This is a genomic window from Sporosarcina sp. ANT_H38 (assembly GCF_008369195.1).
Classification (GTDB): Bacteria; Bacillota; Bacilli; order Bacillales_A; family Planococcaceae; genus Sporosarcina.
This window is the reverse complement of the sequence record NZ_VOBC01000001.1, coordinates 1,839,896-1,856,367: the sequence shown is the minus strand read 5'-3', so window position 1 is coordinate 1,856,367 and position 16,472 is coordinate 1,839,896. Positions and strand designations below refer to the sequence as shown.

Here is a 16,472-nt window from a genome sequence, read left to right as displayed (position 1 = left end):
TCACTTAAAGAATGGCAGAGGAAGCCTATTCATGAATCTAAAAAATTAGGAGTGTGATACATATTGTTAAAGCAGTTTTTCTCTTACTACAAGCCATATAAAGGATTATTCATACTAGATTTTTCCTGTGCGACTATAGCGGCCTTATTGGAACTTGCCTTTCCACTAGCTGTCAATCGTGTCGTTGACGATTTGTTGCCAAGCTCTAATTGGAGTTGGATTTTATGGGGGTGTATCTCATTATTTGGAATTTATATTATAAGCTCATGCCTTCATTATGTTGTTACATACTGGGGTCATAAGTTAGGAATTAACATAGAAACCGATATGAGAAAGAAGCTTTTCACTCATGTGCAAAAGCTATCATTCCGTTTTTTCGATGACAATAAGACAGGACATTTAGTTTCAAGAATGACAAATGACTTAATGGATATTGGTGAAATTGCTCACCACGGCCCTGAGGATTTGTTTATCGCGTTTATGACGCTAATAGGTGCTTTTGCTTTAATGTTCTCTATAAATCCACAATTGGCTGTACTTACATTTATTGTCGTGCCACTGATTATTTACATATCGATGTATTTCGGTGGGAAAATGTCGAAAGCATTTAGTCGTTTCTTTGCTGATATTGCAGATTTTAATGCACGTGTAGAAAATAATGTTAGCGGTATGCGCGTCGTTCAAGCATTTTCAAATGAAGAGCATGAAATCACTCAATTTAATGAAAATAATAATCGTTTTCGACAGTCAAAATTGGTAGCTTATAAGATAATGGCTTGGAACTCATCGATTAGCTATATTCTAATGAAAACTGTCACGTTGTTTGTGCTACTTTGCGGCACATGGTTTGTCATTAATAAAGACATGACGTTTGGAGAGTTTATGGCCTTTGTTCTCCTATCGAATGTATTTTTAGGCCCAATAGAGAAAATAAATTCTGTTATTGAAACGTATCCAAAAGGCATTGCTGGCTTTAAGCGCTATACAGAGCTACTTGAAACGTCTCCAGATGTAGCGGATGCTCCTGATGCAATAAATGTAGGGCATTTGGATGGGAATATAAAGTTCCAGGACGTATCGTTTGGTTATGAAGGTAAAGATAATGTGTTGGAGAATATTAATTTAACGATTCGGGCAGGAGAAACAGTAGCCCTTGTTGGACCATCAGGTGCTGGGAAAACGACGCTTTGTAGTCTATTGCCTCGGTTTTACGATATAAAAGAAGGGTCTTTACTGATTGATGGAATTGAAACTAGAAAAATGACCCTTGCCTCTCTCCGTTCCCAGATTGGAATTGTCCAACAAGATGTATTCCTCTTCGATGGCACGATTCGAGAGAATATCGCATATGGCGATTTAGATGCGTCTGAAGAGGATATATGGCAAGCGGCAAAAAGAGCCCAGTTGGAAGATATTATACTTTCTCAATCAGAAGGAATGGATACGCTGATAGGAGAGCGTGGTGTTAAACTTTCAGGTGGACAAAAACAGCGCCTTTCCATTGCTCGTATGTTTCTGAAGAATCCATCTATACTCATTTTGGACGAAGCTACATCAGCACTTGATACTGAAACTGAGGCCGCTATTCAACTGGCATTAACCGAGTTATCTAAAGGACGTACAACACTAGTAATTGCACACAGATTAGCAACGATTAAAAATGCAGATCGAATAATTGTTGTGACAGAGGAAGGCATTGCTGAGGAAGGAAGTCATCAAGAGTTACTGAATTTAAAAGGTGCTTATAATAGGCTTCACGAAGCACAATTTGGCGTGTGAAAGTGAGCAGAAGCTTGGTGTCAGATTGGTTTTTAATTAACACAAACTATCATGTTATTCTTTGAACAATATGATAGTTTGTGATTCTTATGTGGAAACGGGAAGGGTATATGAAAATCCCGATAAGGAGAAGATGAAAATGCTGAAAAAGTCGAATATAGCTATTAAAACAATTGCAATAGTAGGATTTATTTTATTACTTTGTGCTTGTTCAAATGATGCAAACATGGCAAAAGATCAAGCTGAAACAAAGGATAATAAAGATAACAGTACAGAAATCCGGAAAGTATCAACAGTAATGGGTGAAATTGAAGTACCTGATCGTCCTAAACGCGTTGTTGTGGATTGGTATTTAGGTCAGGTCATGGCTTTAGGTTTAATACCAGTTGGCGCGCCTTCAACACTAACAGATTACGGAAAGTTTTTAGAGCCGCTTGTATCTGATGAGATGGAGGATATTGGTACAGAGGGGACAGTATCAATGGAAAAAGTATTGGAACTTGAACCTGATTTAATAATTACTTGGGATCAAGAAGCATATGAAAATTACGCCAAAATCGCGCCTACAATTATATTCGATGGTGGCAGTTATAATTCGATTCATGAAGAAATTAATGCAATGGCTGAAATTTTGAATAGAAAAGATGAAGCGAAGAAATGGCTAACGGAGTTTGATCAACGTGTCGATGCTGCCAAAGCAAAAATAAAGGATGTTATTCCTGAAGGTGCAACATTTACAATTGCTGATTATAGCATGGATAAAAATATAATGATCATTGGAGATCGAGGCGAGCGTGGCAGTACAGCTGCATACAAATTATTAGGTTTAACACCTTCTCCAAAGGTTAAAAGTGACATTATTGATAAAAATCAAGACCGTGTAGACACATCTTGGGAAACCGTCGGTGATTATATGGGTGACTATATCATTTCTATGAAAAGTGAAGAAAGTGATAAAGTCGACTTACCAAAGGTCTGGACTAATTTAGACGCAGTAAAAAACAATCATGTATATGAATTCGATATTAAAAAGTTTTTTAATGCAGACCCATTATCAGCATTATATCAAGCTGAGGAAATTGCGGATAAGCTAGTTGAAGGTAGTAAGTAATATCATGCTCCAAATTCACTGACCCGCTTTAACTGCTTGCTCAAGCAGAAGAACTCGCTGAGTGGTTAACTGAAGTGAAATAAGTTTGCTGGTTCTAAAGCAATGTTAAATTGTTTTAGAACCTTTATTTATATCGCTTCGTTCGCATAGTCAAGGTAATAAAACGTTTGAGAGGGGACATAGTGATGGACGATGAGCTATTGAAGTGTAATACCTTGTTTTCCCATGCCTATTATTTACCTGTTAGCATATCGAACTGGGAAGGTACTTTACCTGAAACTGAAGAAGAAATGACTCGGTACCCTTGTATACTTGTTGTTATGAACGGAAGTGGTTTACTTGAACTTCAAGAACAGCAGTACAAGTTGTCACGTGGATGTGTAATGCTTTGGCAAAATTCATACGAATTGACGTTGTCTAGCCAATTGGATTCAAATTTTCAGGGAACGCAGATTAGGTATCGTTGCTTTACGAATGATGGTAGTAAACCGAATGTATTAAAATCCCCCGAGCCTCTTTGGAATTGTTCTTTGAACATAATAAATCTGACAGCTGAGCTAGAAAGGGCTTCGAAACAACTAAGTAATCGTAAACCGTTTCAATTCCAACAATTGTTCGTTGAGCTAGTAGCAGAGTTATATGAAGAACTAGAAGGACAACAACAGAAAACTAGCTCGTGGATGGAACAAGTTCTTCATTATATAGACACACATTTTCATGAGGATGTGACGCGTGAGCAATTGGCGGCATTTGCACAAGTAACACCAGAGCATTTCTCCCGTGAGTTTCGTAGACATACTGCTCAAACCTTCAGCGCATATCTTACATTGCTGCGGATTCGTACCTCTCAAAATAAGTTGCTTTACGATATGCCAAAACTTGAGAACTTGGCTCAGCAGGTGGGGTATAAAGAAGGCACTTATTTAAGTCGGAAATTTAAGCAATTAGTCGGTTTGTCTCCGACCGCTTATCATCATAAGCAAAAACGAGTTGTTGTTCTTAATAGTAATCATACCGCATGCTTGCTGGCATTAGGGATAATTCCAGAGTTAGGAGTATATACAGCGTGGTTGGAAAGTGTGCATCAAGTAGATGCCGACAAAAAAATAAATATATATGAAAATAGCATTCATTCACTTTGTGAGATTGTTGCATCCGCACGACCCGATGTAATTATTGACTATAATAAGGTAAGTAATTACAAAAGTATGCTTGAGCTTGCTCCAGTACTTGCACTGCCTTTTATAAACATGAGCTGGCGAGAACAATTTCGTATCATCGCAAACGTTGTGAATAGACAGCCACAAGTAGAAGCCTGGCTTGAACAATATGATGCAATAATTTGGACCTTTAATCAGCAACTTAACCAGCGACTCGGAGATAGGGGAACCGCTATCGTATGGGAAATTGATACAGGCTCTGCTTATTGCTTCCACAGCAGCTTCGGAAGGGGAGCCCAAATCTTGTATGAAGATATTGGATTTCAATATCCGACTGAATTGCTTAAACAAAAGATTGACCAAAAAGGATATCTTGAGGTAAAGATAGAGTCTATTGTGGACTATGCTGCTGATCATATATTTATTACCGGAATACCTTTAATTAAAGAGGTAAAGAAAGAAACGGACCGTTTATTTGCATCAGAGGCCTGGTTGGAAATGAAGGCTGTAAAAAATAAGCAAGTATACATAATGGACCAGCCAGATATGTTCTTTGGTTATGATCCACTATCTTCTCTAGCACAAATGGACGAACTAATGAGAGTACTAGTATCACAATAATGACGAGCTAGATATCATTATGGTGCATAGACAACGTCATTAGAATCTATTAAAATAAATACTGTTAGTGATAATGATAATCATTATCACCATTTAATGAGGAGGTTTAAAAAAGTGCAGACATCAAGATACAGAATTGGAGTAAAAAAATTAGTTGCTATTAGTTCATTGTTATTACTACTAGTAATGCTTACAGCTTGCGGATCTACAAGTAGTACTGCGGAAAAAACAGATGACTCAAAAGTTAGCGAAAAAAGCACAACCAAAACGATTAAGACAGGTAATGGCAATATTGAGATTCCTGTTCAACCGAAGCGGATAGTTGCTGAAGAATATTTGGCTAGTTTGATTGCCTTAGATATTATACCAATTGGGGCTCCTGGATTAACAATCAAGAACTATTATTTTAAAGATAAACTACTTGGCATTAAGGATATAGGAGAATACGGAAACCCTTCGCCTGAGAATATTCTAGCGCTCAATCCAGATCTCATCATTACTGGAAATGGTGAAAACTACGAAATATTAAGCAAAATTGCACCGACAATTGTCATTCCTTATGGCGAGTTAGCAAATGTCCATGATGAGCTTACATATTTCGGGGAACTACTTGGTCGGGAAGAGGCAGCGCGTGTTTGGCTAGAACAATATGATCAACGAATTGCAGAAGCAAAGTCAAAAGTTGACGCAGCAATTGATGAAAATGCAAGCTTCTCTATTATGGAGGATGGTGGCAAGACAACATGGGTATACGGCGATAACTTCGGTCGTGGTGGACAACCTATTTACCAAGCACTTGGACGCAAACCACCCTCTGTTGTAGCTGAAGAAATAAAGGAAAAGCAATGGGCTGAGCTTTCCGAAGAAATGATAGCGAAATACGCAGGTGATTACATTATTTTGACCTCTAACAACCGAACAATTGAAGATTTTAAATCAGATCCAATTTGGGGTAGTTTGCCTGCGGTTAAGAATGATAGGCTCTATGTTTGGCCAGAAGAACGTTCTTGGTATTATGATCCAATTGCAGTTCTTACACAAACAGAAGAGCTTGCAGCATGGTTAACCAATCTTGAAAAATAAAAGAAGATGCTTCACGGCTGATTTATAGCATGTGGAGCATCTTCTTCTAATAGATACTACGATTTTATAGAATAGTTGAATATAACGTTGTGGATTTACGAATTTCAATCAAGTGAAAGTGTAAAGCCATTTAGTGATTGGTAATTTAATGGTGAATAGGGGTTAATCAAAACACGTAAAATTAAAGTATTGTATTTTTTCTATTTTATCATTATCAATTAGGTATTCTTCAATGATTTTGATACATATTAATGATAGGATCCGATTGCAATTTATGAGCAAATCGATTTATTTGTAGATATGTTGATTGAAAGAAACAAAGAAAATCAAACAAAGTAATTTAGAAAAGGTAGGTAACAAGCATAAAATTTTCAACATGGGATAATATCTAGTTCCAGCGCTATTCGGGTCTATCAAGGCGCTTTTGCTATTCTTGGTTCAGTAACAATAACAGTTAATGAGTCTAGTCATTAAAATACATTATTTAAATTTATTTTGTCAGAAAAGTATTGTAAATGGGTTTGATATGTCTTATACTGAAATTAAGTGAGAACGATTATCATTATCATTTAACGTTTCGAGTGGTCAAAAATATCTTATGGGTGTGTCGTGCAAAACGGAACGACAACCTTAAAAGGAGTATTCATGATGAATTCAGAACAACTGTATGATGTAACAATTATAGGCGGAGGACCAGCAGGACTTTTTTCGGCTTTCTATAGTGGTTTAAGAGAAATGAAAACAAAAATTATTGAGTTTCAACCTTACTTAGGCGGAAAAGTACATGTATATCCTGAGAAAATGATATGGGATATAGGTGGTCTTACGCCTGTTACAGGAGAACGGCTGATTGAACAAACGATTCAGCAAGGCTTAACTTTCGATCCAGAACTAGTATTAGGTGAAAAAGTGACATCAATTAATAAAGATGAAAATGGGTACTTTGTTGTTCAAACGTCATCGAACCAAAAGCATTTGTCCAAAACAGTAATTTTAGCTGTAGGTGGGGGCATCTTGAAACCGTTAAAATTGAATATTGAAGGTGCTGAGCGTTTTGAAGTTTCAAATTTACATTATACGGTCAAGTCACTATCACGTTTCAAAGGAAAAACTGTTTTAATTTCCGGAGGCGGCAATGCTGCGGTTGACTGGGCAAATGAACTTGAACCTATTGCGAAAAAAGTCTATTTGACTTATCGGAAAGATATATTGAAAGGTCATGAAGCTGAAGTATCCCGTTTATTTAATAGTTCTGTTGAGTGCTTACTAAATACATCCATCGAAAAACTTATTGCAGCGAGTGACCACCAATCAATTGAGAAAGTTGAATTGTTGAGTGGGGAAGATGGCCGTACAGTTCAGCTGTCTGTTGATGAAGTCATTATCAATCATGGCTATGAACGCGATAAAGAGTTGACGTCAAACAGCGGTTTAAATATCGAAATGGTAGATGAATATGGAATTGCAGGTAGCCCCATGAGCGAAACATCTGTCCCTGGTCTTTATGCGGCAGGAGACATACTGAATCACGAAGGAAAGCTTCATTTGATTGCAGGAGCGTTTCAGGACGCAGCAAACGCTGTGAATAAAGCAAAGCTATTTATTGCTCCAGATGCCTATGGACATGGAATGGTGTCCTCGCATAATGACATTTTTAAAGATAAAAACCGTGAATTAGTGAAGCATTTGTACACGGTGAAGAACTAACTTATTGCATGAATATTTTTTTGTTCATTAATGGATATATATAATAGAAGGAAACACTTCAAAACATGGAATAAAAGCGATTTGTAATAGTAGGTATACAAGCGCAATAGCACGGATCCTATAGGTTGCATGATGTGATTTTCCACATAACCCATAAGAATATAAAATCCCCTCTCGAGTCTATTACTAGACTTGAGAGGGGATTATTTATGTGTAAAGTCACGTCTGTTGATTAACCATATATTCACATGAGAATTCTGGTGAGAAGGGCTTGATAACCTCCATTTTCACTGGACTATTTTCGAACCACTTTCGGCAAACTATTCATGACAGATTTACTGATGGGTTCCTTGTTTACTTTTAGCAAAGATCATCCATCTAAACATGTAAATCCCTATAGAGAGTGACACTTCAATAAAATAAATAAGAAAAAACCATAGAGAAAGCATCAGCCGCCAAAATTGCATCTTTGGCGGCTTTTCTCTCGGTAAGAAGCCAGCTATTCTTTCGTCCCAAAAATCTTCAGCGCTCTGTGTACTTATGCATTAGGAGCGTGACGGATGAAGGACAACCATACGATTACCGAAAAAACTGTGTAGGGATGAGACAAAGTCGCATTCCTACACATACAGATATCTCGGTACTCGTACTAGAAGTTATTCAATCAAAGCGATCCCAAAACCCAACTATACAAGTGCAGCCAGGGGGATTAAGTTATTTACTAGTTATTATTGGTTAATCAACAGACGTGGTGTAAAGTATGTGGATGGAAATCGCTACTACTCTTTCTCATCGGGTAACGTTGTAGAGCGATCATCCAAATAACGATATAAAGTAGATTTACTAATTCCAGTCGTTTCTTTTATGTCATATAACGTATAATTCTTACTGTCATACATTGAAAAAGCTAGCTGTAAATTGTCATCTGCCTTTCGTGGACGACCAACGGATTTGCCCTGCTGTTTAGCTGCTTGTAGCGTAAATGTAGAAGAATGGCTTAGAAATTTAGATTGTAAATTCGCAAAAAAAGTAGCGCTTTGCAGTAGTGATGAATTTTGTATCGTTTGATTGGTTAATTGTTCATCGACGAAGTGAATGATAATTTGATCTCGTTCTGCTAGTCGTAAAATATCTAAAAGCTGCTGCAAGGAATCGGCTAGTACTACAATGTTTTGGATGAACAATTCGTCACCTTTTTGGACAGTCATTAATAAATGTTCAAGCTCTGTTCTTTTCCTGGCAAGTCCATGTGTCTCTTTAAATAAAGTATCAATGAATAAGTCACTTAATTGATGGGTACATTGTTGGTCGAAGACGATCGGGCGGATATATCCGTATTTCATTTTTTTTGCTCCTAACTTCCCAAAACTATTCACTTATGGGACTAAAAGTGATATGCTATTAACATTTTAACATTGGTATTATCTTTTTCGTAATTTTAGACATCATGAGAGGGGAACAATATGTATACTCTAAAACAACAGTGGTTTGGGAATGTGCGTGCCGATATTTTAGCGGGCATAGTTGTAGGACTAGCACTTATTCCTGAAGCATTGGCTTTTGCGTTCATTGTGGGTGTAGATCCACGTGTCGCTTTATATGCTTCGTTTACAATTGCGGTCATCACTTCGTTTGTAGGTGGCCGACCTGGTTTAATATCGGCTGCTACAGGTGCGATGGCTTTAGTACTCGTCAGCTTAATGGCGGATCACGGCCTACAATATGTACTTGCAGCCACAATTTTAACTGGAATTATTCAATTAATACTGGGAGGGCTTGGTGTTGCGAATTTAATGCGCTTCATCCCAAATTCCGTCATGCTTGGATTTGTGAATGCACTAGGGATTATGATTTTTATTACGCAAATGCCCTATTTACTTGGGTCAAACAGTATGACCTACATATTTGCGATTGTTACCTTAATTTTAGTTTACGCGATTCCGCGATTTTTCACGGCTATTCCTGCACCTCTGATTGCGATTGTCGTGATGACAAGTATTGCGCTCATAAGTGGTGTGAAGTTACAGACGATAGGTGATCTTGGGACAATGCCAAATTCGTTACCGGTTTTTTTTCTCCCAGATATTCCATTTAACTTTGAAACATTAAAAATTATTTTACCTTATTCTTTGGCTTTATCGATTGTTGGTTTATTGGAATCATTACTTACTTCACAAGTACTGGACGATATGACTGATACACCGAGTAATAAAAATAAAGAAGCACGTGGACAAGGGATAGCCAACTTTATCACTGGTTTTTTCGGTGGGATGGCAGGATGTGCTTTGATTGGTCAATCAATCATCAATATTAAATCAGGTGGACGAGGACGCTTATCGACATTGACCGCGGGTGTATTTCTTCTATTTTTAATTATCGTTTTAGGTGATGTTGTTATCAAAATTCCGATGCCTGTTCTTGTTGGTGTGATGATTATGGTTAGTATGACAACATTTAATTGGGGTTCGTTTAAGTTTCTGAAACTAGCGCCTAAATCTGAGTCACTTGTTATGCTAATTACAGTTGCGATTATTTTATATACACATAATTTGGCGATTGGTGTAGTTAGTGGTGTTATATTAAGTGCGTTATTCTTTGTCTCAAAAATTTCTCGTGTAACAGTAACGCATGATTTGGATGGATATAAAGTAAAAGGTCCTTTGTTTTTTGCATCCACCACAAAATTTATTCAATCATTCGATAACGTTTTAGAAAATGAAATCGTTATTAATTTTGAAAATAGTCAGCTGTGGGATGAATCTGCAGTCGGCGCAATATTGAAAGTGAAACAGAAACTTGAGAAAAAAGGTGTGAAGGTACAGATTCAAGGATTAAATTCTTCGAGTGAACAGTTGTACAAACGTTTAGTATAAGTGAGGAGTCTACATGAGAATTTCTGAAGCAATTGATGGGGCAGAAAGTGATATTAAAGTTCTCTCAACTAGATGGTATAAAAGGAATAGATAGGTTTATCACGTGAATTTAGGTGGGAGTAATATAAGTGAAATTACAGGTCTGTTGATTAACCATTTATTCGCAATAATTACTGGTGAGAAGGGTTTGATAACTTCTATTTTCACTGGACCATTTCCGGCTCGCTCTCGGCGAAATATTCATTACAGTTTTAAGGAGGAATTGCAATTCATTCCTCCCTCGAGAGGCGTGTGTGGCTAGAAGTGACGAAGTCACTTCTAGCCACACTCTTTTCAATAAAACTGTTGTGAGTAGTTGCCTGTCGCTTTCCTACAATGTTCAAGTGAAAAATTCAGTTGCTTTTAAAGAAAAGAATAGATGACTTTATATAAAAATTGTAAGTGCCCGAAGATGAAATTTCGGGCACTATAGTATTTTTAACGATGTGTTGCTTACTTATTTTCAGCTAAGATTATGCAGTGAATCACGTGATTCCCTTTAGAAATGACACTTCTTTAAAATAAATAAGAAAAAACCATAGAGAAAGCATCAGCCGCCAAAATTCCATCTTTGGCGGATTTTTTCTAGGGAAGAAGCCAGCTACTCTTTCCTCCCAAAGAGCTTTAGTGTTTCGTGTACTTATGCTTTTTGAGAGCGACGGATGAGCGACAAGCATACGATTACCGAAAAGATGTATAGTGATGTGATGAAATCGCATCACTATACATCTTTTCAACTCGGTACTGGTATAGGAGTCGTTCAAACCAAAGCGATCTAAAAGAAAATTTACTCGGACACATAGTATTTGATCAAGTTGATTTCTAGTTAATTTTAGATAATCGGCACGTGTGTTTATTAATAATACAACCACTTACCATATCATCGTTTTAGTGTAATTAAATCTTTAAACACTGAAATTCATCATTTAGAAGAAATATATGGGGATTAGATATTCATGATTATTTTTTAATAGGGTTGAAGATTCACTCAGAAAATGGCATTTGGAAGTAGATCGATGGAATCGATGGTAGAGAACCGTTTCCGCCAGTCAAAGGGGGGGCCTAGCTATCACGCTGCATATGGTAGATACAATGAAACAGCCTGTACGGTTACCGTAGAAAAAGCTTGAACTTTAGAAAAGGATAGATGCTGCTAAGGCGGTGATCTATCCTTTTTTTGTCGACAAGATTTATGCTAGGACCTCATAATCGTCTATCACAAAGGTCTTTCACAACTACCTTTCTTTGTAGGTGTTTATTTACGGATAATGTAGGAAATAATGGGATTGATATAAGTTAAAGAAACCTTTGAGGAGGGAAGCTGAATGACAAAGGAACCATCTGTTAAAAATGAGAAAGAGGGATTAAGCCGACGTCAATTTCTTAAAAATTCTGGATTGGTAGCGGGAGGTGTGGTTGGCGGATCTTTGTTTGGGGGATTGCTGACAAAACAGTTTCAAAAACAACCGGTCGTTAATAACCAAAAGGAAACGGCAAATTTACAAGAGGCACGAATGTTTTTCAGCCGTAAAGAGGATTTTGAAATATTATCAGCAGCCACAGAACGAATTTTCCCGAAAAATGATAATGGTCCGGGTGCAATTGAATTGGCTGTACCTTTCTTTATTGACAAACAATTAGCTGGATCGTGGGGAATTAATGCGAAGGAATATATGAAAGGACCTTTTATCCAAACTCAGCAAGTCCAAGGTAACCAGGATAAACAAGGGCCTAATACGGAAACACAATTACCGACCCCAACTGCTAGATATCAAACGCGTTTAAATAGAGGTGAAATTTTCATCCTTGGACTTAGAAAATTAGATAGTGTGTCACAAGAGAAGTTTGGTATGAAGTTTGTGGAGGCGAAAGGAGATCAGCAAGATGAAGTGCTGCACATGTTTGAAGAAAACAAAGTCAGTTTGAAAGGGGTAGACGCGAAGACCTTTTTCAGTTTGCTTTTGCAGTCGACTTTAGAAGGGGCTTATGCTGATCCTTTATATGGCGGCAATAAAGATATGATGGGATGGAAAATGAAAGAATACCCTGGTCCTCGGATGGGGTATCTTGGTCAGATAGAAGAAAAAGAATTTATTGTTATGAATCAAGAAAGCTTAAAGGATTATCAAGTTCACGGATAATTGGAGGTGGTTCATATGGCGGAGAAACTGAAAAAAGTAGATGTTGTTGTGGTAGGGACAGGGTGGGCTGGTGGTATTGTCTCAGCTGAGCTTGCTAAAGCAGGTTATAAAGTTGTTGCACTTGAACGCGGTGGAGATCGAACAAGAGAGGATTACACAGGCGTTAAAGATGAGTTGCGATTTACGGATCGATACGAAATGATGCAAAATCTAGCTCCTGAAACCATTACTTCCCGTAATACGCTGGAGGAAATCGCATTACCGGTAAGAACGCGTAGCGAAATGATGGCTGGCACGAATTTAGGAGGCGGCGGTGTCCACTGGGCGGGAGCAACGTATCGTTTTATGCCTTATGATTTTGAAATATATAGTAAAACCGTCGAACGCTACGGAAAAAAGAAGATTCCAGAGGGCATGACGATACAGGACTGGGGAATCACCTATCAAGAATTCGAAAAATATTATGACCGATTTGAAAAAACAGCCGGTATATCGGGTGAACGGGATCCGTTTGGCGAAGAGCGCTCAAGTGACTATCCAACCCCCCCGATGAAGGAATCGCCGGCCATCACATTATTTAAAAAGGCATCGAAAGAGTTGGGTTATCACCCGTATCAAGTGCCATCGGGTAATCTGTCTGAGGGGTATGAAAATCCGGATGGAGAAACAATCAATCAATGTATGTTTTGTTCGTATTGTACTCAATACGGATGCGATTTCGGAGCAAAATCAGATCCGATGGTAACGGTGATTCCAACAGCCAAAAAGACTGGGAATTTCGAAGTAAGAACAGAATCTTATGTACGCCGTGTCTTGTACGAAGGTGGCAAAGCCAAAGGTGTGATGTATGTCGATACAAACACCGGAATCGAATATGAACAGCCTGCTGATGTAGTTGTATTAGCTGCCTTTTCGTTAACGAACAACCGTTTATTAATGCTATCTAATATCGGCCGAGCTTATAATCCAAAAACGAGAAAAGGTGTAATTGGAAGAAACTTTAACGGTCAGTTTAACATTACTTTCCTAGGGGCCAGAGGATTTTTTAATGACAAAAAGTTTAATCTCTATATGGGGGCGGGCGCATTAGGTGGCGCATTAAGCGATTTTGCTGGTGATAATTTCGATCACACGAATCTAGACTTTATAAATGGTGGAGGAATTGAACTTAGACAATACGGGGATGCGGCTATTGCCAGTAACCATGTTCCGAAGGGCACACCAAGATGGGGAGCGGAGTTTAAAGAAAAGTCTATTTTCTATACGAACCGAAATTTGGTTGTATGGTACACTCCGGCAATCATGCCTTGGTGGCATAATTATTTAGATTTAGATCCAACGTATACAGATGAGTTTAACGATCCCCTTCTGCGTGTCACGAATAAATACACGGATCAAGATCGTAATATTGCCAAATTCGGCATCGAGAAAACGAAGGGAATCGTGGAGCAGATGGGTGCAGATATTATTGATGAGGACGAGGTCCCGCAAGAATTCGATCACATCTATCAAGGCGGGCATTATGCAGGAGGCGTTGTTATGGGAGCCGACCCGGAAACGTCTGCGGTGAACAACTACTTGCAAATGTGGGATGTAGAAAATCTATTTGTTGTAGGGGGTTCCGCGTTTCCGCACTTCGGGGGACATCATCCGACGGCAACAATCGGCGCGTTGGCTTACCGAGCATCCGAAGGGATTGAGAAATACCTCAAAGAAGGCGGCCAATTGGTAGAAGAAAAACGGAAAAGCTTCCAAGCTTAATTGTCGGGCACACGTGTAAAGTAAGATAGTCAAGTACCACTTTACTGTCACATGAAAGGATCTTGGGCTTCATCCTGCCGAAATGCAACCTGCTGAATCTAAATTCGGCATTTTACGTATTATTCGTATTTGCAGGACAAGATCCATAACGCAGGCTCACGAAATCACATTGCCTCAGGTTCTATAGTCGATGTAATCTAGTGTCTCTGGAAAGTGTAGTTTTTCTTTATAAATACAACTTTACACTGCTCGTTACAAACTATCTCAACGTTGTGAATGACGTATTGTGCATAGAATTGTTGACGGGCTTTTTTTTATTTAATTTCCGTTGTATTTTAGCTTTTGTATGAATGTTCTATTAGTTATTTTTGGGGTCAGGTATGTTGATTGTGAAAAGACTATCATGTGTAATTATATTACTTGTATTGAATTAGCTTAGTAGTAAACTGCACAGTGACTTTCACTTGAATTTTTGAACGTGAAAGCTTTCAAACAGTCATTAAGGTTTTGAAAGGGTATAATATATTGTTAGAAGTAGACACTAATAAGGGCTGCCTTATGGGCAGGAATACCATACTTTATATTTTGAATAAAAGTGAAAATAGGACGAAAAAACGAAAGAAGAAAGGAGATACGATGACAAAGAAAATAGAATCAGGATGGAACTTTGATAACAGTTATGCTCGTCTGCCACAATCATTCTTTAGCATCCTCAAGCCTAACCCTGTAAAGGCACCGAAGTTGATCATATTAAATGATTCATTGGCAACATCCCTCGGGTTGGATATCCAAGCGCTGCAAAGCGAAGAGGGCATAGAAGTACTGGCTGGGAATCGAATTCCAGAAGGTGCAATACCTTTTGCGCAAGCTTATGCGGGGCATCAATTTGGTCATTTTGCGATGCTAGGGGACGGAAGGGCAATGCTAATTGGCGAACAAATCACTCCTTTAGGTGATCGATTTGATATTCAGCTCAAAGGTTCGGGCCGAACACCATATTCCCGTGGGGGAGATGGTCGAGCGGCACTTGGACCGATGTTACGCGAATACATCATCAGTGAAGCCATGCATGCGCTTGGAATTCCAACCACTCGTAGTCTAGCGGTAGTGACAACTGGTGAGTCTATCATTCGTGAAACCGACCTTCCAGGTGCCATTATGACTCGGGTGGCTGCCAGTCATTTGCGATTCGGTACTTTTCAATACGTTGCGAAATGGGGCACGGATGAGGAACTTCGTATTCTGGCTGACTATGCACTACAGCGCCATTTTCCGGAGATTGAAGCGGATGAGAGCCGCTATCTTGCGTTGCTACAGGGAGTTATTAAACGTCAGGCTGCCTTGATTGCTAAATGGCAACTCGTTGGTTTTGTACACGGGGTGATGAATACAGATAATATGACGATAAGTGGGGAGACCATCGATTATGGTCCTTGTGCTTTCATGGATATCTATGACCCGGCAACGGTTTTCAGTTCGATTGACGTTCAAGGGCGCTATTCCTATGGCAATCAGCCGAATATTGTCGAGTGGAATCTTGCGCGATTTGCTGAAAGTCTGATACCACTACTGCATGAAGATTATGCGGAGGGTGCCAAACTGGCGCAGGATGCCATTTCAGATTTCCCGGAGCAGTATCATTCGAATTGGCTTGCGGGAATGAAAGCAAAACTGGGGATATTTAATGAAGAAATAGAGGATGAATCCCTAATTGAAGACCTTCTTCATATGATGGAGAAGTATCGTGCGGACTATACTAATACTTTCCGAGCATTGACTTTTGATAAGATGGAGGGAAATGTCCTTTTGGGGACTCCAGAATTTGCTCAGTGGTATGAGTTGTGGCAGGCAAGACTAGGCAGGCAACAGGAATCGAATGTCAGCTCTCAACAGTTGATGCGGGACAGTAATCCTGCGTTAATTCCTCGTAACCATCAAGTAGAAGCTGCACTTGAAGCCGCAGTGAAACATGGAGACTACAGTGTGATGGAGCAGTTACTTGAGGTTCTTTCAAGTCCGTATGCGTATACTCCTGGGGAGACTGATTATTCCGTTCTTCCTAAGCAATCATCAAGCCCTTACCAAACCTTTTGCGGTACTTAATAATTTGTTTTTCATGGTTTACTAGCAGTACATAGTAATGCTACCCTTTTCTTTAGGTAGCATTATTTTAGGTTATGGATTAATGGAAGAGCTA

10 protein-coding genes are annotated in these 16,472 nt (G+C 38.8%); 9 read left to right on the top strand and 1 reads right to left on the bottom strand.

The window, feature by feature from the left end; genetic code table 11:
• Window positions 1-63: 63 nt before the first annotated feature.
• From FQ087_RS08795 to FQ087_RS08770, 5 genes are all read left to right on the top strand, one after another.
• A complete protein-coding gene (locus FQ087_RS08795; RefSeq protein WP_149580082.1) occupies window positions 64-1,779 on the top strand; it encodes an ABC transporter ATP-binding protein in 1,716 nt (571 codons plus the stop codon).
• Window positions 1,780-1,918: 139 nt separating this feature from the next.
• Window positions 1,919-2,890, top strand: coding sequence for an ABC transporter substrate-binding protein (locus tag FQ087_RS08790; RefSeq protein ID WP_188006679.1), 972 nt, complete (start codon window positions 1,919-1,921; stop codon window positions 2,888-2,890).
• Window positions 2,891-3,075: 185 nt separating this feature from the next.
• The gene (locus FQ087_RS08785) at window positions 3,076-4,671 is read left to right on the top strand and encodes an ABC transporter substrate-binding protein (protein WP_149580080.1); all 1,596 of its coding nucleotides are present in this window, start codon (window positions 3,076-3,078) and stop codon (window positions 4,669-4,671) included.
• A gap of 114 nt (window positions 4,672-4,785) precedes the next feature.
• On the top strand, window positions 4,786-5,754 hold the full coding sequence (locus FQ087_RS08780) for an ABC transporter substrate-binding protein (protein ID WP_370456043.1): 969 nt from the start codon (window positions 4,786-4,788) through the stop codon (window positions 5,752-5,754).
• A 648-nt stretch (window positions 5,755-6,402) separates the two neighbouring features.
• A complete protein-coding gene (locus FQ087_RS08770) occupies window positions 6,403-7,461 on the top strand; it encodes an NAD(P)/FAD-dependent oxidoreductase (RefSeq protein WP_149580078.1) in 1,059 nt (352 codons plus the stop codon).
• Window positions 7,462-8,240: 779 nt separating this feature from the next.
• Here FQ087_RS08770 and FQ087_RS08765 read toward each other — a convergent pair.
• A complete protein-coding gene (locus tag FQ087_RS08765) occupies window positions 8,241-8,804 on the bottom strand; it encodes a recombinase family protein (RefSeq protein ID WP_149580077.1) in 564 nt (187 codons plus the stop codon).
• 120 nt (window positions 8,805-8,924) lie between these two features.
• On the opposite strand from FQ087_RS08765, the gene FQ087_RS08760 reads away from it, so the two are divergent.
• The 4 genes from FQ087_RS08760 to FQ087_RS08745 all read left to right on the top strand — a co-directional run bounded on the left by FQ087_RS08760 (window position 8,925) and on the right by FQ087_RS08745 (window position 16,378).
• A complete protein-coding gene (locus FQ087_RS08760; RefSeq protein ID WP_149580076.1) occupies window positions 8,925-10,334 on the top strand; it encodes a SulP family inorganic anion transporter in 1,410 nt (469 codons plus the stop codon).
• A 1,364-nt stretch (window positions 10,335-11,698) separates the two neighbouring features.
• The gene (locus tag FQ087_RS08755) at window positions 11,699-12,514 is read left to right on the top strand and encodes a gluconate 2-dehydrogenase subunit 3 family protein (RefSeq protein ID WP_149580075.1); all 816 of its coding nucleotides are present in this window, start codon (window positions 11,699-11,701) and stop codon (window positions 12,512-12,514) included.
• Between the two features lie 15 nt (window positions 12,515-12,529).
• The gene (locus tag FQ087_RS08750; protein ID WP_149580074.1) at window positions 12,530-14,275 is read left to right on the top strand and encodes a GMC family oxidoreductase; all 1,746 of its coding nucleotides are present in this window, start codon (window positions 12,530-12,532) and stop codon (window positions 14,273-14,275) included.
• A 636-nt stretch (window positions 14,276-14,911) separates the two neighbouring features.
• The gene (locus tag FQ087_RS08745) at window positions 14,912-16,378 is read left to right on the top strand and encodes a protein adenylyltransferase SelO (protein ID WP_149580073.1); all 1,467 of its coding nucleotides are present in this window, start codon (window positions 14,912-14,914) and stop codon (window positions 16,376-16,378) included.
• The last annotated feature ends 94 nt before the right edge of the window (window positions 16,379-16,472 follow it).